Origin of the sequence: Archangium sp. Cb G35 (assembly GCF_001896145.1) — a bacterium.
Lineage (GTDB): Bacteria > Myxococcota > Myxococcia > Myxococcales > Myxococcaceae > Archangium > Archangium violaceum.
Genome location: NZ_MPOI01000011.1, coordinates 57,057 through 76,053, shown reverse-complemented (window position 1 = coordinate 76,053; position 18,997 = coordinate 57,057). Strand labels below are relative to the sequence as shown.

The window sequence follows — 18,997 nt, the reverse complement described above, 5'->3', positions numbered from 1 at the left end:
GGGCTACACCCGGTGCAGCTTCCAACGTCCGCGCCGGAACACCCAGACGCCCAGCAGGGCGAAGACGGAGAAGGCGGCGGCGATGGAGATGAAGGCACCGGTGGGACCCAGCCCGAGGGGCCGGGACAGCAGCCAGGCGAGGGGAAGCTCGATGCCCCAGAAACACAGGAGGTTGAGGAGCATGGGGGTGGTGGTGTCCCCCGCGCCATTGAGCGCCTGCGTGAGCACCATGCCGTACGCGTAGAAGAGGAAGCCGGCGCTCACCACGCGCAGGCAGCGCACGGCGACGGCGGCCACCGGGGGCTCCCGGGTGAAGGTGGCGATCAGCGGCTCGGCGAAGAGGATGAAGCCGAGCCCTACCAGGCCGAGGAACACCATGTTGTAGAAGCCCGCGCGCCAGACGGCCTGCTCGGCGCGCTCGGGCTGGCGGGCGCCCAGGTTCTGCCCCACCAGCGTGGCCGCGGCGTTGCTCATCCCCCACGAGGGCAGGAGGGCGAACACGATGATGCGCATGCCGATGGTGTAGCCGGCCACCGCGGCGCTGCCGGCGGACGCCACGATGCGCACCAGCACCGTCCAGCTCGCGGTGCCCAGCAGCGTCTGGAAGGTGGCGCTCCCCGACAGCCGCAGCATGGCGAGCAGGGTGGCCGGCTCGAAGCGCAGGTGCTCGCGGCGGATGACCACGCGGTGGGTGCCCCGGAAGAGGCGGTAGAACTGGTAGCAGACGCCCGCCCCGCGTCCGATCGTGGTGGCCGTGGCCGCGCCCACCACGCCCAGCTCCGGGAAGGGCCCCAGGCCGAGCACCAGGCACGGGCACAGGAGGATGTTGAGCGCGTTGGCGAGCCCCAGCACGCGCATGGACACGGCGGCATCCCCCACGCCGCGGAAGATGGCGTTGATGAGGAAGAGCAGGAGGATGATGACGTTGCCGCCCAGGAGGATCTGCGTGTAGCGGAACCCGTGCTCCACCACCCAGGGTGAGCCGCCCAGCAGCGAGAGCAGGGGCTGGGCGAACACCACGCCGGCCACGGCGATGGGCAGGGAGACGAGGACGCCCAGGATGATGGTCTGTACGGCCACGCGCGCCGCCGCGTCCGGATCTTTCTCACCGGTGCGCCGGGCGATCATCGCCGTGGCGCCGATGCTCAACCCCATGCCCAGCGCGTAGATCAGCGCGAGGATGGACTCGGTGAGGCCCACGGTGGCGATGGCCTCGGCGCCCAGGCGGGACACGAAGAAGACGTCCACGACGGCGAAGACGGACTCCATCAACATCTCGAGGACCATGGGGACGGCCAGCAGGAGGATGGCCCGTCCCACGGGGGCCTCGGTGAAGTCCTGCTCGGTGCCGTGGAGGGCTTCCTTCAAGGAGGCCCAGAGGCTCGGGGCGGGATCTTCGTGCGCGCTCATGGGGCCTCACATAGCCCGAAGCGCTCAGGAATCCATCAAGGGAAAGAAGTGACCGATGGGGCCATTGCCCCGGCCGAGCGCCAGGGGGTGCTGGAGGGCCCGGGTGACGTACTGCTTGGCCTGCCGGGTGGCCTCGAGCAGCCCGAGCCCCAGGGCCAGGTTGGCGGCGATGGCCGCGGACAGCGTGCACCCGGTGCCGTGGGTGTTGGGCGTCTCCAACGAGACCAGGCGCAGCACCTCCATGCGCTCGCCGTCGAACCAGACGTCGGTGCCGCACAGGGAGCCCGGCATGGCGCCGCCCTTGACGAGCACCGCCTTCGCCCCCTGCCGGTGGATGCGGCGCGCGGCCTCGCGCATGTCCTCCAGGGTGTGGAGCTCCAGGCCCGCGAGCAGCTGGGCCTCGTGCCGGTTGGGGGTGACGAGGGTGGCCAGGGGGATGAGCAGCTCGCGCAGGGCGGCCACGGCCTCGTTGTCGATGAGGCGGGAGCCCGCGCGCGAGACCATGACGGGGTCCACGACGAGCGGGGTGATGCCGTGCGCCCGGACGCGCTCGGCGACGGTGGAGATGATGGCGCTGTTGACGAGCATGCCCGTCTTGGCGGCGCCGATGCCGATGTCCGAGGCCACGGCGTCGATCTGGGCCGCGACGGACTCGGGGGGCATGACGTCCACCCGGGTGACGCCGAGGGTGTTCTGGGCCGTCAGCGCGGTGATGGCGCTGGTGCCGTGGACGCGGTGGAACGAAAAGGTGCGCAGGTCCGCCTGGATGCCCGCGCCCCCTCCACTGTCCGAGCCCGCGATCGTGAGCGCGGTCGCTACCTTCCTGGGGTGTTCCATGGGGGGAACATAATTTCGAGGGGGGTCCCGTCTCCACGCAACTCTGGAGCGGCTTCGGCGATAATTGAATTCGGACCAGCCACCCGTACGGGCGGTGTCCCCCCTGGAGACTCCATGTCCACCATCAATGGCCTCACCGGCCCCCGCGTGCCCACCCAGACGACGGCCACGTCCACGGCGGGGGGGGCCTCGAGCACGAGCTTCCTGTCGCGCGTGCAGGCGAGCATCAGCGGTGGCGTGGCCATGCGTCCGGCGAATGCCCCCGCCGTCTCCGGCCGGGACATCGTCTCCCAGACGGTCACCGCCGCCCGTCAGGAGGCGTCCGCCAGCTCCACCCAGGCCGCGGGCTCGCCCGCCGTGTCCCCCGAGGAGCAGGCCATCCGGGAGATGTCGCGCATGTCCCTGATGAACAACGTGCAGTCCATCTTCCAGGGCTTCGGCAAGATGCCCAAGCCCGACCAGGACTGAGCGCGCCGCCTCAGAACTTGGGGATGCGCAGCGTCTTGCTGATCATCGCGCTGCCGCTGGCGAAGTAGAGCAGCACGATGGGATGGAACTGGAAGGGGCCCACGTCCCACACGCCGAAGGGGAGCGAGTCCCCGGTGCGGCCCTTCCAGTAGAAGAAGGCGAGCACCATCACCAGGGCCAGGCTGGTGGGGATGGGGGTGCCCTCGAAGTACTTCACCTTGCCCGTGCCGTCCGAGAGGGTGGCGGCGGTGACGTTGAAGCGCGCCAGGCGGCTGATGCCGCAGCCCACGAAGTAGAGCAGCACCACCACGTCCAGCGTGCCGCGCAGCCCCATGGCGAAGGCCAGCGCCGCGGGCGCCATGCCGAAGGAGATGACGTCCGAGAGCGAGTCCAGGTCCGCCCCCAGCGGCGAGGACTGGAAGCGCCAGCGCGCGATGCGGCCGTCCAGGGCGTCGAGGATGAAGGCCAGGGGCAGCAGTCCGAAGGCCAGCCACATCCAATGGGGCAGCCCGGTGGCCAGGTACTGCATCTGCGCCAGGATGGAGCCCGCGCCCGAGAAGGCATTGCCCAGCGTGACGAAGTCCGCCGGCGTGAAGGTGCGAATCATCGAGAAGTGGCGCGGCTCACGTTTCTGCGGCGACTCCGTCGGCATGCGTTCCCTCCGCGGCCCCGGGGGGCGTGGAACCCGAGGCTTACCCCATCTTGCGGGCTTCGCCGCTTTCTTTGCGGGGGGAGTGCGCAGGAATTGCACCCGCCGCGTATCACTGCCGCGCTACACAGGCCCGCTCGGCCGGTGGTGACGGAGCGACTCGCGGAAGCCGCGGAACTTCTCCACCAACTCCTCCATGGCCCGCTGCGACACGTCCGTCACCTCCTCGGCGAGCTTCTCCGCGTCGCGCACCACGGGCTCCAGCTCCTTCCACTTGTCCCGGGCCTCCATGCCGGCCAGGTGGATGTCCACGCGGATCTCATCGCGCAGCGTCTTCAGCCGCCCGAGGTTCTCGTTCATCCAGTCGCGCATCTGCCGTTCGTTCATGACGCTGTCCCTCCATCGCGGTTCCGTTTCATGAGGAGAGCAAGGGCCGTGCCGGTTCGCGCTCGGACGGGGGTCGCGGCGTTCCGCCCGGAAGTGGACACGCGAGGAGGTGGGAGCCGCGGGGGAGTGCCTGTCCCGGACGGAGGGATCGGGGTGGGCGTTGCCCCCCCCACCCTGGGTGCCTAGCTTCGCACCCTGATCCCTCGGGGCTCCTCGTATGGGCTCTGGATGGGTGGGCGCAGGGTGGGGTGGGGAAGGGGAATGGGATCCATGAGCAGGCGCTGGGGCCTGTGTGTCCTCGCAGTGCTGTTGGTGCTGACGGGGTGTGCCGATCGGGACCGTCCGGCCATCGCCGATGGCAGACTGGCGGCGACGCCGGGTGGTCTGGACTTCCAACGGGTGGCGATCTTCGACGGGCGCGAAGCGGAAGTGGTGCTGCGCAACGTGGGACGCTCCCGCATCATCGTGGACGAGGCCTGGGTGGAGGGCCCTGCCGGAGCCTGGCAGGTGGACTTCACCCACGAGGGCCCGCACTCGCTCATTCCGGGCGGGGAGTGCACGGTGCGCGTGCGCTTCTCGCCGCAGGGCGAGGGGGAGCTGCCCGCCACGCTGGTGGTGCGCTCGGACTCGAAGAAGGAGCCGCTCATCCGCGTGCGGCTGCAGGGCATGGGGGTGGATGCCTGGGCGCGTGTGACGCCGCGGCGGCTGGACTTCGGCCGCATCGAGGCCGACTCCTCCAAGACGCTCACCTTCACCGTCAACAACCCCACGGACATGCCCGTGGAGGTGACGCCGAAGCTGGTGGGAGCGGATCGGGACGAATTCTCCTCGGACCCGGTGACGCTGGGGCCGGGGGAGCAGCGTGAGGTGCCCATCACCTTCTCGCCGGGGCGGGTGGGCCGCAAGCAGGTGGCGCTGGCGGTGTCGCCGTGCAAGGGCTGCTCGGACGTGGCGGTGCAGGTGGCGGCCGAGTCACTGGAGCAGGCCGTGGTGGCCGAGCCTCCGCTGCTCGACTTCGGCTCCATTCCCGTGGACAAGGACAGCTTCCGGCTGGCGCGCCTGCGCAACCTCAGCACGGAGCCCATGACGATCACGGAGCTGAAGCTGGAGGGGCGGGATGCCTCCTTCAGCCACGGCGCTCCGGGGCTGCCGCTGGTGCTGGAGGGTGGAGAGACGCGCACGTGGGAGCTGCGCTACAGCCCGGGCCACATGGGGCCGGCCGAGGACATGGCCTTCTTCCATGTGGTGAGCAAGCGCCACCCCACCACGGACGTGGCGCTGCGCGGCTTTGGCGGCGCGGCGGAGCTGTGCGTGTCGCCCATCGCCCATGACTTCGGGCGCCAGCCGATCGGCTCGAAGACGCCAGTCGTGGTCAACGTGAAGAATTGCGGCGCAGCCAACGGGGGGCCGCTCACCATTTATGGGCTCGAGTTCCACTCGTCGGACGGGCACCCGGACACGGACGTGCAGTTCAACGTGGCGCCGCTGACGCTGCCGCACCGGCTGCTGCCCGGTGAAGAGGTGAGCTTCAAGGTCTTCTACGAGCCCATGCGCGTGGGGGCCGCGGCGGGCCGGCTGCTGATGACGACGGACGTGTACTCGGGCAACACCACGGAGCTGGACTTCACGGGCCTGGCGGAGGCGCACCTGCCCTGCCAGCTGGCCGTCACCCCGGCGACGGTGGACTTCGGCACGGTGGAGCCGGGCTACGGCGCGGTGCTGGGCGTGAAGGTGGCCAACGTGGGCACGGACCTTTGCGCGGTGAAGGACATCCGCCTGAGCGATGATGGGGGCGGGGTGTTCAGCATGCCCGGCGGCGCGCTGGACGGCGTCATCATCTGGCCCGGGGACTACTTCAGCTACATGGTGGCCTTCCGCGCGCCCGCGTCGGGCGGTGACTTCACGGGGGCGGTGCAGTTCGAGCCGGCGGATCCCGTCATCCCGGTGGTGACCGTGCCGCTGATGGCGCACTCGCAGAACGCGTGCCTGGTGGCCTCGCCGCGCTTCGTGGACTACGGCGTGTCGCGTCCGGACTGCGCTCCGGCCCCGCGCGAGGTGAACTACCTCAACGCGTGCCGCAATCCGGTGACGGTGTCCAACGTGTTCATCGGCCCGGGCACGACGGACGGGGAGTTCGAGCTCCACGACGCGCCGGCCACGCCCTTCACGCTGGACCCGAACGACGGCTTCACCGTGACGGTGGGCTACCTGGCCCAGGTGTACGGGCTGAACATGTCACCGCTCTTCGTGGACTCGTCGGACCTGCCGGTGCCGCTGCTCGTCCCGCTCATTGGCGAGTCCTCCAAGCAGATGGACAAGACGGACACGTTCATCCAGCAGGACGGCTCCAAGGTGGACGTGCTCTTCGTGGTGGACAACACGGCGTCCATGGTGGAGGAGCAGCCGCGCATCGCGGCGGCCATGCCCGCCTTCGCCGACGCGGCGCTGGCCCGGAGCGTGGATCTGCACGTGGCCGTCACCACCACGGGCATCGACCCGGTCTCCAACGCGTGCCCCGGCGGGGCGCAGGGCGGTGAGGCGGGCCGCTTCGTCCCGGTGGATGGCACCCGGCCGCGCATCATGACGAACCGCACGCCGGACCTGGCCTCCGTGCTGCAGCAGAACGTGAACGTGGGCCAGTGCGCCACGGTGGAGCAGGGCTTCGAGGCCGTGCGGCGCGCGCTGTCGCCTCCGCTGGTGAACAACGCGGACGATCCGCGCACGGCCCCGAGGAACGACGGCAACCTGGGCTTCCTGCGCGACGAGGCGGCGCTGGTGGTCGTCTTCATGGGCGACGAGGACGACCACTCGCCCGACAGCGTGGACACCTACGTGCGCTTCCTGCGCACGCGCAAGGGCGAGAACCAGCCGCAGCGCATGACCATCTACGCCATCGCGCCCACGGCCTCCGGCTGCCCCACCGCGGGTGGTGCCGGCACGCGCTACGCCGAGGCCGCCTCCCGTACCGGTGGCGAGGTGCTCTCCGTGTGCGCCACGGACTACGCGCCGCTGCTCCGCTCGGTGGCCACCAAGGCGTTCTCCGCCCAGGACCGCTTCCCGCTCAGCGAGCCGCCAGACGCCGGCAGCATCGCGGTGCGCGTGAACGGCTCCCTGGTTACCAGTGGCTGGACCTACGACGGCGCCACCAACAGCGTCGTCTTCGCCTCGGCGCCCGCTCCGGGCGCGAAGGTGGAGGTCTATTACCGCCGCGCCTGCCGTTGAGCCGCGCGGCGTGAGGACGTGCTCCGGGGCCGGTAATCCGGCTCCGGACGGGACATGTCGGCCCCGGGTGCTACAGCTCTGCATCGGTCTGTGCGGTTGACCGGAAAATTGGACGGCACCCCATGCTGAGTACCCTGAGCGCGTCCCCGCAGCAGGAGGCGACGGTGAGCTCCCGACAGCACGACGACAATTCCACCTCCGAGCGTCCGCTCACCCGCCGCTCGTCCACACCGGCCGCCCGCTCGCCTGGCGGCCTGCGTGTCATCGAAGGCGGAGGGCAGCGCCGGCAGGACGAGCCGCTCGTCTCCCGCGATGCCGTGGCCCGCGTGCTCATGGAGGCGGGCGTGGATCTGCTCCTGCGCCGCATCAGCCCGGCCCGGGCCGCGGAGATCGAGCGCAAGGTGGACCGGGTATTGGACTTGTTCGACCGGGTGGACGCCGCCCCCCTGTTGATGCCCGTGCTGCAGCGGCACCTGGACGACCTGGAGGCCCTCATGAGGGAGACCCGCCAGGTCAGAGCCCCCGCCCGCCGCGGCGGGTAGTGCGTCCCAGGGGGGCGTACAGGGGAAAAGTGCGACAGGAGGTTTGACCCTCCCGGCCGGGCCGCTTACGATCTGGGCCCCTTCCGCCTCCAGGTGTTCCCCCTGCACGGCGTGACCGCCGTACCCAGGGGGGGCCGCGTCGCACCGTGTCGAACGAGAACTACGGCAAATACCAGCTCCTCAAGCGGCTCGCCATGGGAGGCATGGCGCAGATCTATCTCGCGCGCCAGCGGGGTCCCGAGGGCTTCGAGAAGCTGCTGGTCATCAAGCGCATCCTCCCGCACCTGGCGGAGAACGGGGACTTCGTCCGGATGTTCCTGGACGAGGCGCGCATCGCCGCCCGGTTGGATCACCCCAACATCGTCGACATCTACGACCTGGGGGCGCAGGACGACACCTACTTCATCGCCATGGAGTACATCCACGGCGAGGACCTGCGGCGCGTGTGGAAGCGGGCGGAGCGCAGCGGGCAGCTGATTCCCGTGCCGCTGGTGTGCCGCATCATGATCGAGGCCTGCGCGGGCCTGGACCATGCGCACAAGCAGAAGGACGCCCAGGGCAAGCCGCTGGGCATCGTCCACCGGGACATCTCCCCGCAGAACATCCTCCTGACGTTCGAGGGGCGGGTGAAGGTGGTGGACTTCGGCATCGCCAAGGCGGCGGACCAGGCCACCGTGACGCGCTCGGGGGTGCTCAAGGGCAAGTACTCGTACATGTCTCCGGAGCAGGCCGCCGGGAACAAGAGCCTGGACTGCCGCACGGACATCTTCGCCCTGGGCGTGGTGCTCTACGAGCTGCTCACCGGGATGCGCCTCTTCAAGCGCCTCACGGACATGGCCACGCTGCAGGCGGTGGCGGATTGCGAGATCCAACCGCCCTCGCAGATCAACCCGCGGGTGCCGAAGGACCTGGACCCCATCGTCATGAAGGCGCTGACGCGCAAGCCGGAGGACCGGTACGCGGAGGCGTTGCAGCTGCAACTGGCGCTGGAGGACTGGCTGCTCGCCCACCAGTTGCCGTCGTCCACGGCGCACGTGGCGGCCTTCATGAAGGAGCTGTACGCCGCGCGGCTGGCCGAGGAGGCCCGGCTGGGGGATGTGCTGGTGGTGGACGAGGCCGAGAGTGCCTCGCTCGCCGGTGCTGGCAAGTCGCCCGAGAAGGCCTCCGAGAAATCCTCCGCCGAGACGATGGCGGCGCCTCGCCAGCCGGGCACGCAGGTGCCGCTGCCGGAGCGGCCCTCGCTGCGCACTCCGAGAGTGAAGGATGCGCGGGGCACCTCCGAGCGCAAGGCCGTGGAGCCCCGGCGCACCGTGGACATCCGCCGTGCGTCGGCGCCCGAGCTCGCGGAGGAGCCACGCTCCTACGCCCCCGAGAAGTCCACCCGTCGCCGGACCCCTCCGCCCGAGCCCGGAGACGAGTCGCTCTCCGAGGCGTCGGACCCCGAGAAGACCCTGGCGCCGAGGTCGAGCCGGTCGCGTCAGCCGGCCGTGCAGCCACCCCCCCAGGAGCCCCAGGAGCCCCGGAAGCCGTACCGGGTCGCGCTGCTGGCGGTGGGCGTGGGGCTCATCGTGGGTGTGGGCCTGGGAGGATGGTTCGCGCTGCACTCGGAGCGCGCTCCGGTGGCGGTGGCGCCCGTGACGAAGCCCGCTCCGCTGGAGCCCTCGCCTTCCGTCCCCGAGCAACAGGCTCCTCCCCGCGAGGAGCCGAAGCCCGTGGTGGTGGCCACCCCGCCCACGCCCTCGCCCCGGGTGGAGCAGAAGCCGGAGCCCGAGCGGCCCACTCCGGGCCCGGTGGAGCGCGTGGCCTCGCAGGAGTCGCGCCGTGGCACGGTGCGCTTCGCGGTCACGCCCTGGGCCGAGGTGTCCTGCGGTGGGCGCAACCTGGGCACCACGCCGCTGCCGGACGTGTCCCTCACCGTCGGCGAGTATGAGTGCAAGTTCTCGAACCCGGAGCTTGGGACGCGTACCCAACGGGTCGAGGTGAAGGCCAACAGCCACACCAAAGTGGTCGTGAAGTTCTAGCTCGTTCTCCGGGATCTCCGCCTTGACACTCGAAGCAGGCACCCCCATCGGCAAGTACGTCGTCAAGCGCAAGCTCGCCGAGGGAGGCATGGCGGAGATCTACCTGGCCACCTCCACGGGCGCCGAGGGCTTCGAGAAGGAAGTCGTCATCAAGCGCGTGCGCTCGTTCCTGTCGGACGACGAGAGCTTCGTGCAGATGTTCATCGCCGAGGCGCGGCTGGCCTCGGGGCTCAACCACGCCAACGTGGTGCAGATCTTCGACTTCGCCAAGCACGAGGACTCGTACTACCTGGCCATGGAGTACGTGCGCGGCTGCTCGCTGTGGGACTTGCGCAAGCGCTGCCGGGAGAAGGGCATCTCCATGCCGCCCGTGCTGGTGGCGCACATCGGCGCGCAGGTGGCGGCCGGGCTGCACTACGCGCACCGGCTCAAGTCCTCGGATGGGGAGCTGGTGCACCTGGTGCACCGCGACGTCACCCCGCACAACGTGCTGCTGTCCTACGACGGCGCGGTGAAGCTCACCGACTTCGGCATCGCCAAGGCCAGCAACAAGCTGACCCAGCCGGGCGTGCTCAAGGGCAAGTTCGCGTACATGTCCCCGGAGCAGTCGCGCGGGGAAGAGGTGGACGCGCGCACGGACGTCTTCGCGCTCGGCGTGGTGCTCTGGGAGATGCTCACCGGGGGCAAGCTGTTCGACGGGGACTCGGAGATGGCCGTGCTCCGGGCCGTGCAGGAGAGCGTCATCGCCCGGCCGGCCCGCCTCAACCCGGACGTGCCCGAGGAGTTGGACCGCGTGGTGTGCACCGCGCTCGAGCGCGACCCGGAGGCCCGCTACCAGTCGGCGGGTGAGCTGGAGCGTGCGCTCGCCCAGTGCGTGCTGCGCAGCGCGAACAGCGTGGACGAGACGGACGTGGGCACCTTCGTCCGGCGGCTCTTCGACGTCCCGCTCACCCAGTTCATCGCGGTGCCGTCCGCGTTGATGGACCGCTCGCAGCGCAGCCGCTCCGGCAGCGTGCCCGTGGCGGGGACGGCCCCGGGCGCGCCGGCTCGGAGCCGCACGGGAGAGGCGCCCTCGGTGCAGGTGGCGGAGCCCGCCGCCCAGGTGTCCTCGCCCGCGCGCGAGCCCACCGCGGTGTTGCCCGGCTCGAACCCGGCCTCGGGGCGCGACAGGCCCGTACGGCCGGACGCCTCCGAGGAGGCCCTGGTCTCCGCCTCCACCCAGGTGTTGTCCCGCGACCCGCTTCCTCCTCGCTCCACCCAGCCGCTGCCCCCGGCCGAGGGGACGAGGAACTCCCGCCCCATGCCCGTGGTGGGCCCGGCGGAGCAGGGGAGTGCGCCGCGGCCCGCGGCCCTCGAGTCCGTTCCCGCCCCCGTCCGGGAGGCCCAGGTGATGCCGCCGGGGACCTCCGCTCAGGAAGCCAGCGGGCCGAAGCGCGGGAGCAAGGGGCTCTGGATCGGCGCGAGCGCGGTGGCCGTGGTCCTCATCGGCGGGGTAGCGGCCCTGGTGGCACCGTCGAAGCCGCCGGCCGCCTCGGCTCCTGCCACGTCCTCCGTGCAGGACACCGCCTCTCCCGCACCGAAGGCCGAGGTTCCCCCTCCGCCGGCCCCCGAGCCCGTGCTCGCGGCGGCACCCGATGCGGGCTCTCCCGACGCGGGAGCCCTGGCGGCCGCGACGCCTCCGCCCGAGCCACCTCCCGCCCAGACGGGGAGCGCGGAGCAGACCCCGGCGGAGCAGGCTCCCGTCGTGGAGGCGAAGGGGACACTCTCCGTCAAGGCCGTGCCGTATGCCGACGTCTACGTCGACGGCAAGCTGGTCCGGCGCGAGTTGCAGGGGACCGCGAACATTCCGCTCGTGGCCGGTCCCCACAAGGTGACCTTCAAGCACCCCTCGCGCACTGAGTCCTTCGACATCACCCTCGCGCCCAACGGCCGGGTGACGAAGGCCTTCAACGCGACGCGCAAGTAGCGCGCACGCCGTTCACTTCACGACCTCGTAACCCCCGCGCCGCCGGCTTGCTCCGGCGCGCCACGGCCCTCGTACGCCCGGTGCTACCGGCTGCTACAGGCTTTTGTTGACAGCTTCGCGGGCTTTCTGGCATTCACTGGACTCCATTCAGTACAGTATATTGAATGGAAGGCATGCGGTTGCTGGAGCCCGACGAGCTCGAACGCATCGAACGCGACTTCGCTGGCGGGCTGCCCGCGAGGGAGATCCTCGAGATCTTCCGTCCCCGCGGCGTTCAGCTCTCCGAGGCGACGTTCCGCAAGTACGTGCAGGTAGGCCTGTTGCCCCGCAGCCGCAGGGTGGGGCGCAAGGGCAAGCACCAGGGGAGCCGGGGCCTGTACCCGGTGGAATCAGTTCGGCGGATCAACGCCATCAAAAAAATGATGGCCGAGGGTCACACCCTGGAGGACATCAAGCGCTCCTTCTTGTTTCACAAGAATCACATCGATCAGCTGGAGCGTGATCTCTCCGAGGTGTTCGATGGTTTTCAGGATCAGATGGGGGAGCGCGCATTCGGTACGGAGTACCGGCGCGCACTGGAAGCAGAGCTGGCATCGTTGAAGTCAAGGGCTCGGGAACTGGTCCGGGATGTGTCCCGGCTGGGAAGCGCGGTCACCGCGCGCCGAGACGAAAAGCTCCATTCGCCGTAGGCTGAAGGGTGGGGGACCGGGTAGAGTGGACTCATCGTTGGAGGGGACATGTCTGAAGTGAAGCAGCAGCGGCCGGAGGAGGAGGCGCCCGCGGAGGCGGACGGTGGGGCGGAGCGCCGTCGCTCGAAGACGATGTCGCGGAAGGAGATGGCCAGGGATCTGCGCCGCCGCCGACTGACGGGGCAGATCGATCCCGAGGAGAGCGAGCTCCTCACCGCCGTCGACTCGCAGCGGCCGAAGACGCGGGCGGACTGTGTGAACGGTCCCCGTCCGTGCCTCTTCGTGTCCTGCAAGCACAACCTCTATCTGGATGTGAACCCGGAGACCGGTTCCATCAAGCTCAACTTCCCGGACAAGGAGATCTGGGAGCTGGAGCACACCTGCGCCCTGGACGTGGCGGAGAAGGGTGGCATCACGCTCGAGGAGGTGGGCGCCATCATGAACCTCACCCGCGAGCGCATCCGCCAGGTGGAGACGCGCGGCCTGCTCAAGCTGCGCGAGGCCACCGAGGCCGAGCCTCCGGTCTCCGCCCGTAAGCCCTGATAATCGGGCCGGAATCCGTTGGCGCACACGGGTTGCATGCTTCGTTGACACCCCGTGGGGTGGTTGCTAGACGGGCCGCCTCTCCTACAGACAGAGGCGTGCAAACCCGTGCTGGCTCTCCTCAGCGTTTCCGATAAACGCGGTCTGGTCCCCTTCGCGCAGGGGCTCGTCCGGCTCGGCTTCGAGCTGCTCTCCACCGGGGGCACGCTCGCCGCGCTCCAGGCCGCGGGGGTCCCCGCCAGGAAGGTCTCCGAGCACACCCAGAGCCCGGAGATCCTCGGGGGCCGCGTGAAGACGCTCCACCCCCGCATCCATGGTGGCCTCCTCGGACGGCCGGACCTGGAGAGTGACCGGGCGGAGATGGCCGCCAACAGCATCGCCCCCATCTCCCTGGTGGCCGTCAACCTCTACCCCTTCCGTCAGACGGTGGCCTCCGGCGCCTCCGAGGCTGATGTCATCGAGCAGATCGACATCGGCGGGCCCGCCATGGTGCGTGCCTCGGCGAAGAACTTCCGCCACGTGACGGTGGTGGTGGACCCGGATGACTACGAGGCCGTGCTGGCCGAGCTGGAGAAGTCCCGCGCCACGAGCGAGGAGACGCGCCGGCGGTTGATGCGCAAGGCCTTCGCGCACACCGCGGCGTATGACGCCTCCATTTCGGGCTGGCTGTCGGCGCAGGCCGGCGAGCCGTTTCCCCAGGAGCAGACGCTCGCGTTCCAGAAGGTGCAGAACCTGCGCTACGGCGAGAACCCGCACCAGCGCGGCGCCTTCTACCGGGAGCATGCCGCGCCCGCGGAGCCCACCGTGGCCTTCTCCCGCGTGCTGCAGGGCAAGGAGCTCTCCTACAACAACATCCTGGACCTGGACGCGGCGCTGGGCCTGGTGCTCGAGTTCCCCGAGCAGCCCTGCGCCGTCATCATCAAGCACAACACCCCCTGCGGCGTGGCGCTGGATGCGTCGCTGGTGACGGCCTACCGCACGGCGCGCGCCATCGACGAGGTGTCCGCCTTCGGTGGCATCGTCGCGCTCAACCGGGAGGTGGACCGCACCACCGCCGAGGCCCTGGCAGAGACGTTCCTCGAGGCCGTCATCGCCCCGGCGTACTCGGCCGAGGCCCTGCAGGTGCTGGGGGCGAAGAAGAACCTGCGCCTCCTGGAGGCGGGTCCCGCCCTGGCCTCGACGTCTGCCCGGCCGAGGGCCCAGCTGGAGGCCCGGAGCGTGTCCGGTGGCCTGGTCCTCCAGGACAAGGACGCCGTCGAGCCCCCGCTCGAGTGGAAGGTCGTCAGCAAACGCGCGCCGACCCCGGAGGAAGAGAGGGCTCTCCGCTTCGCCTGGAAGGTGTGCAAGCACGTGAAGAGCAACGCCATCGTGTTCGCCAATGGCTCGAAATTGCTGGCTTCCGGAGGCGGGCAGACGAGCCGGGTGGACTCGGCGAAGATCGCCGCCGCCCGGGGGGGCGAGGCCCTCAAGGGGAGCGCCGTGGCCTCGGATGCCTTCTTCCCCTTCAGGGATGGGCTCGACGAGGCCGCCCGGGCGGGGGCCACCTGCGTCATCCAGCCTGGCGGCTCGGTGAGGGACTCGGAGATCATCGCCGCGGCCGATGAACATGGAATGGCCATGGTGGTCACCGGGGTGCGACACTTCCGGCACTGAGCCATGCGGATCATCTGCCAAAAATGTGCGGCGGCCTATGCCATCGATGACCGGGTCATCACCCCCAAGGGTGTGCGTGCGCAGTGCCCGCGCTGCCGTCACCTCCAGTTGGTGAAGCGCGAGGACTCGCCCGCGGCCCCGGAGCCGAAGCCCGCTGCCGCCGCGCCGAAACCCGCCCCCGCGCCGAAACCCGCCCCCAAGCCCGCCGTGGCGGCGAAGCCAGCGCCCTCTCCCGCGAGACCGGCCACGCCGTCCGCGTCCCTGACCGACTCGCTCTTCGGCGATCTCGGGGACCTCGAGCCAGCGCCGGATCCCGGTGAGGCCCCAGCGGACTCGCTGCTGAACGACCTCTCGGCGATCGGCAGGCCGGCCACGCCCGCCGCCCCGTTGGAGAAGGACTCGCTGTTCGGCGATCTCGCCGATCTCACGCAGTCGTCTCCGTCCAATCCGGCGATTGATCTCGGTGCCTCGTCCAGGCCGGGGACGCCGGGCTATTCGCTTCCGACGGGCGATCTGCTGTTCGACGAGCCCGCGCCGGCTCCAGCGCCCGTGCCGCAACCCAGGCCGGCCGCGCCGGTGCAGGCCCGTCCGGCCGCGCCCGCGCCCCAGCCCAAGCCGGCGGTTCCGGCCTACTCGGTTCCGTCCGACGACGCGCTGTTCGACTTCAACGCACCGCCTGGATTCGAAGCGCCCGCGCCCAAGCCAGCTCCCGCGCCCAGGCCGGCTCCCGCTCCCGCCGCGCTGCCGGAGATGGCGGACGATGGGATGTTCGACTTCAACGCGCCGCCGGGATTCAGCGCGCCCCCTCCCGTGGCCGCGCCCAGGCCGGCTCCCGCTTCCGCCGCGCTGCCGGAGATGGCGGACGACGGGATCTTCGACTTCAACGCGCCGCCGGGCATGAGCTCGCCACCTCCCGTGGCCGCGCCTCCCGTCGCGGCGGCTCCGGATGCGGATCCGCTCCTCGACTTCTTCGGCACACCGCCCTCGCAGCCGGAGCCCGCCGCGGCCCCTCCGCCCGTCGCGGCTCCTGCCGCCACGAAGCCCGCCGGTGGCGTCGCCAAGACATGCCGTGAGTGCGGCAAGCAGATCGTGGACCCGTTCGACCTGGCGCTCGGTGCATGCGAGGACTGCCGTCGCCGTGCTCCGCAGAAGCCCACGCCCGCGCCCGTTCCCGAGACCCGGCCGGTGGAGGTCCTCGATCTGCCGCCGCTCGGCGATGCGGGTGGAGCCCTGGCGAGCGCGCCCCTGCCTCCAGAGCCCGGCAGTGGCGCACGCTCCGCCCCTCCGGCACTGGCGCCCGAGCCCCGCAGCGCCGTCAACTCGCGTTCCGGCGTGGCCGTGTCGGCGTCCAGCGGAGGCCGTGGCGGACTGATCGCGGCCGCGGTGGTCCTGCTGCTCCTGGGTGGTGGCGGAGCCGCGTACTTCTTCGTCCCCCAGGTGAAGGAGCTGGTGGGCGGCGGCAAGACCGGGAGCGGCGGTGGGTCCACGTCGTCCTCGTCCGGCCAGCAGCAGCCCGCGACGGCCGCGCTGCCTCCCGCGCTGGAGTCCGTGCTGCCCCGCTGGCAGTTGATGTTCGTGGACGCCAGCAGCGGTGACAGCAAGCAACTCCTCGCCCAGGGGCAGTCGCTGCTCGATAAGGATCAGCGCCTCGCCTACGCGGAGGCCGCGGAGTCCTTCCAGCGGGCGCTGTTGTTGGATCCCCGCAGTGACACGGCCATCTTCGGCTACGTCCAGGCGCTCGCGCTGGGGCTTGGCTCGCGGATGGATGACCCGACCTTCCAGGAGGCGCGCTCGCTCATCGAGGCCGCCGAGGGCCGGTCCCAGCGTGGCCCGGATCTGCTGGTGGCGCACGCCAACCTCCTGCTCGCGCGTTCCGGCAGCTCGGAGAACGTGCAGCAGGCGCAGAAGCTCGCCGAGGAGGTGCTGGCCAATCCCAAGGCGGGCACCCCGGCGCAGAAGGCCGAGGCCCACCTGGTGCTGGGCCGTGTCTTCCTGGCGTCGTCCCGCGAGCTGGCCAACCAGCACTTCGAGTCGGCGCTGGCGCTCGCCTCGGACTTCCAGCGCGTGCACTACTACCGCGCGCTGGCCGACGAGACGGCCGGTGACTACTCGCTGGCGATCGATCGGTTGCGGAAGCGGCTCGCGCAGGATCCGGATCATTGGGAGACCCGCGCCACGCTGGCCCGCATCTTCATGGAGGTGGGCCAGGTGGAGCAGGCGCGCGATCTGTACGAGTCGCGCCTCAAGAGCACGCCGACGGACTTCCAGGCGCTCCTGGCCACCGCGGTGTTGCGCTACCAGGTGGAGAACGGGCTGACCGGTGGGCTCGGGGGGCTGCGCGCCCTGCTGCGCAACCGCGACAAGTACGACGAGCGCGAGGTGGCGGAGCTGCTGCTGCATCTGGCGGCCGCGGAGCGCTCGGCCAACAACCTGGAGGCGGCGGCCAAGGCGGCCCGCGAGTCCCTGCAACTGCAGAAGAACAACCCGGCGGCGCACCTGCAGCTCTTCCTCGTGGCCGTGAAGCGCAAGGACGCCACGGCCGCGGCCGAGCACTTCGCCGGCCTCAAGGGCCAGCTCGACTCGCCCGTGCTGGAGAAGCTGCTCGAGGGCCGGCTGCGGCTGCTCGAGCGCAAACCCGCCGAGGCGATGCCGCTCTTCCTGGACGCCGCGAAGCAGGATTCGCGCTACGTGGATGCCCTGCTGCTGGCCGGCGTGGCCGGTGCCCAGAGTGGACGCCGGGACGAGGCCTTCCGCGTGCTCGCCCAGGCGAGCCAGGGAGATCCGATGCGGCTGTCTCCCCGGCCGGCCGTCACCACCTTCTACCTGCGCCCGGGAGATCTGCTCGAGGGGCTCGAGGGCTCCATCGTGGGTGCTGGCCGCGGGGACGACGACCTGCTGGCCAACCTCTATGAGGGCCTCCTGCGCTTCCACCAGGGCGAGGGCGCGGCGGCGGAGAAGCTGCTGAAGAAGGTGAACGACATCGACACCAACAACGCCGTCGCGTCCGCCTACCGGACCTTCATCTCCTTGGGCCGCAGGGACCTGAAGTCGGCGAAGGGGCATGCCGCTCGCGCGGTGGCGGGAGGCCGTCAGGTGGCCGTCGCCCACCTGGCCCTGGGCCTGGTGATGCTGGAGTCCAAGGAGCTGGAGCAGGCCAAGCGCTCCCTGCGCGAGGCGGTGACACTCGCCCCCAAGCTGTACTCGGCGGAAGTGAAGCTGGCCGAGATGGAGGGCACCTCCAACCGCGACTCGGTCCGCGAACGGCTCATCCGGTTGCTGAGCCTGGATCCTTCGTTCCTGCCCGCCAAACGCGTCCTCTACTCACTCGAAAAACGAGGTTGATGTGAAGGTCCTTCTGCTCGGCTCTGGCGCGCGGGAGCACGCGCTCGCGTGGAAGCTGTCCCAGAGCCCGCGGTTGACGAAGCTGTGGGTGGGCCCGGGCAATCCCGGCACCGCCCGCGTGGCCGCCAACGTACCGCTGAAGGCGGACGCGCCCGGCGAGGTGGTGGCGTTCGCCCGTCGGGAGCAGGTGGACCTGGTGGTGGTGGGCCCGGAGGCGCCTTTGATGGCGGGGGTGGCGGATGCGCTCGGCGCGGCCGGCATCGCCTGCTTCGGCCCGGTGGCGGGGGCCGCGCTCATCGAGGGCTCCAAGGCCTTCGCCAAGGAGATCATGGCCGATGCGGGTGTGCCCACCGCCGGCTTCCAGGTGTTCACCGACGTGGCCGCGGCCGAGGCCTACGCGGTGGAGCAGGGCCGCATCGTCGTGAAGGCGGACGGGCTGGCGGCGGGCAAGGGCGTCATCGTGGCGCAGGACGCGCGGGCCGCTCGCGAGGCGGTGCGCGCGGTGGGCGCGATGGGAACGGCGGGCCAGCGGATGGTGCTGGAGGAGTTGTTGGAGGGCGAGGAGGTGTCCGTCATCGCCCTGTGCGACGGCGAGCGCTACGTGCTGCTCCCGCCGGCGCAGGATCACAAGCGGGTGGGGGAGGGCGACACGGGCCCCAACACCGGCGGCATGGGCGCCTACGCACCCGCGCCCTTCCTGTCCGCCGCGCAGCTGTCCGAGGTGGGCGAGCAGGTGATCGCCCCGACGTTGGCGACGCTGCGGAGGCGGGGAATCCCCTTCCGGGGGGCGCTGTATGCGGGGCTGATGCTGACGCGCAACGGGCCCCGGGTGCTCGAGTTCAACGCGCGTTTCGGTGACCCCGAGACGCAGGTGCTGATGATGCAGCTGGCGGAGGACGTGTTGCCGCTGCTGGACGCGTGTGCGCGCGGCCGGCTGGAGCAGCGCCCGCTCGCGGTACACCCGGGCGCCTCGGTGGGCGTGGTGCTCGCTGCCCACAACTACCCGGAGACGCCGCGGCGCGGAGATCGCATCGAGGGCGTGGACGCGGTGCCGGCCAGCTGCCCGGTGTTCGCCGCGGGCGTGGAGGAGAAGGACGGGGCGTGGCTCACGGCCGGTGGCCGGGTGCTCACCGTCTGCGCGCGCGGCGCGGACCTGGCGGAGGCCCGCTCCCAGGCGTACGCCGCCGTGGCCCATATCCGCTTCGAGGGCATGCACTTCCGCCGGGACATCGGCGCCAAGGGGCTGGGGGCGCCCGCCGCGAAGTAAC

Annotated in this window: 14 protein-coding genes; 10 read left to right on the top strand and 4 right to left on the bottom strand. The window is 70.7% G+C overall.

All coding sequences use genetic code 11. The annotated features are described in order from the left end of the window. Positions 1–3: 3 nt before the first annotated feature. Together BO221_RS31000 and thiD are read right to left on the bottom strand one after the other, a co-directional pair. Entirely contained in the window at positions 4–1,410 is a 1,407-nt protein-coding gene (locus BO221_RS31000; RefSeq protein ID WP_073564465.1) for an MATE family efflux transporter, read from the bottom strand. 24 nt (positions 1,411–1,434) lie between these two features. Continuing rightward, entirely contained in the window at positions 1,435–2,247 is an 813-nt protein-coding gene (thiD, locus tag BO221_RS30995) for a bifunctional hydroxymethylpyrimidine kinase/phosphomethylpyrimidine kinase (RefSeq protein WP_073564464.1), read from the bottom strand. A 114-nt stretch (positions 2,248–2,361) separates the two neighbouring features. On the opposite strand from thiD, the gene BO221_RS30990 reads away from it, so the two are divergent. Beyond that, the gene (locus BO221_RS30990) at positions 2,362–2,715 is read left to right on the top strand and encodes a hypothetical protein (protein ID WP_073564463.1); all 354 of its coding nucleotides are present in this window, start codon (positions 2,362–2,364) and stop codon (positions 2,713–2,715) included. 10 nt (positions 2,716–2,725) lie between these two features. Here BO221_RS30990 and BO221_RS30985 read toward each other — a convergent pair whose 3' ends face one another. Beyond that, complete coding sequence (locus BO221_RS30985) at positions 2,726–3,367, bottom strand: phosphatidylcholine/phosphatidylserine synthase (RefSeq protein WP_073564462.1); 642 nt, start codon at positions 3,365–3,367, stop codon at positions 2,726–2,728. 120 nt (positions 3,368–3,487) lie between these two features. Further along, on the bottom strand, positions 3,488–3,751 hold the full coding sequence (locus BO221_RS30980; protein ID WP_073564461.1) for a hypothetical protein: 264 nt from the start codon (positions 3,749–3,751) through the stop codon (positions 3,488–3,490). Positions 3,752–4,021: 270 nt separating this feature from the next. Between BO221_RS30980 and BO221_RS30975 the strand changes: the two genes are divergently transcribed. The 9 genes from BO221_RS30975 to purD all read left to right on the top strand — a co-directional run bounded on the left by BO221_RS30975 (position 4,022) and on the right by purD (position 18,996). Beyond that, complete coding sequence (locus BO221_RS30975; RefSeq protein ID WP_073564768.1) at positions 4,022–6,973, top strand: choice-of-anchor D domain-containing protein; 2,952 nt, start codon at positions 4,022–4,024, stop codon at positions 6,971–6,973. Positions 6,974–7,227: 254 nt separating this feature from the next. After that, on the top strand, positions 7,228–7,515 hold the full coding sequence (locus BO221_RS30970) for a hypothetical protein (RefSeq protein ID WP_198956227.1): 288 nt from the start codon (positions 7,228–7,230) through the stop codon (positions 7,513–7,515). Positions 7,516–7,661: 146 nt separating this feature from the next. Then, positions 7,662–9,536, top strand: coding sequence for a protein kinase (locus BO221_RS30965; protein ID WP_073564460.1), 1,875 nt, complete (start codon positions 7,662–7,664; stop codon positions 9,534–9,536). Between the two features lie 22 nt (positions 9,537–9,558). After that, a complete protein-coding gene (locus BO221_RS30960) occupies positions 9,559–11,502 on the top strand; it encodes a serine/threonine-protein kinase (RefSeq protein WP_073564459.1) in 1,944 nt (647 codons plus the stop codon). A 164-nt stretch (positions 11,503–11,666) separates the two neighbouring features. Beyond that, positions 11,667–12,191 (top strand): MerR family transcriptional regulator, encoded by a 525-nt coding sequence (locus BO221_RS30955; RefSeq protein ID WP_083681627.1) that lies wholly within the window; start codon positions 11,667–11,669, stop codon positions 12,189–12,191. A gap of 48 nt (positions 12,192–12,239) precedes the next feature. After that, positions 12,240–12,734 (top strand): sigma factor-like helix-turn-helix DNA-binding protein, encoded by a 495-nt coding sequence (locus BO221_RS30950; protein WP_043389932.1) that lies wholly within the window; start codon positions 12,240–12,242, stop codon positions 12,732–12,734. A gap of 108 nt (positions 12,735–12,842) precedes the next feature. Next, entirely contained in the window at positions 12,843–14,387 is a 1,545-nt protein-coding gene (gene purH / locus BO221_RS30945; protein ID WP_073564457.1) for a bifunctional phosphoribosylaminoimidazolecarboxamide formyltransferase/IMP cyclohydrolase, read from the top strand. Positions 14,388–14,390: 3 nt separating this feature from the next. Further along, a complete protein-coding gene (locus BO221_RS30940; protein WP_073564456.1) occupies positions 14,391–17,729 on the top strand; it encodes a tetratricopeptide repeat protein in 3,339 nt (1,112 codons plus the stop codon). A 1-nt stretch (position 17,730) separates the two neighbouring features. Then, entirely contained in the window at positions 17,731–18,996 is a 1,266-nt protein-coding gene (gene purD, locus BO221_RS30935) for a phosphoribosylamine--glycine ligase (protein WP_073564455.1), read from the top strand. Position 18,997 lies beyond the last annotated feature (1 nt).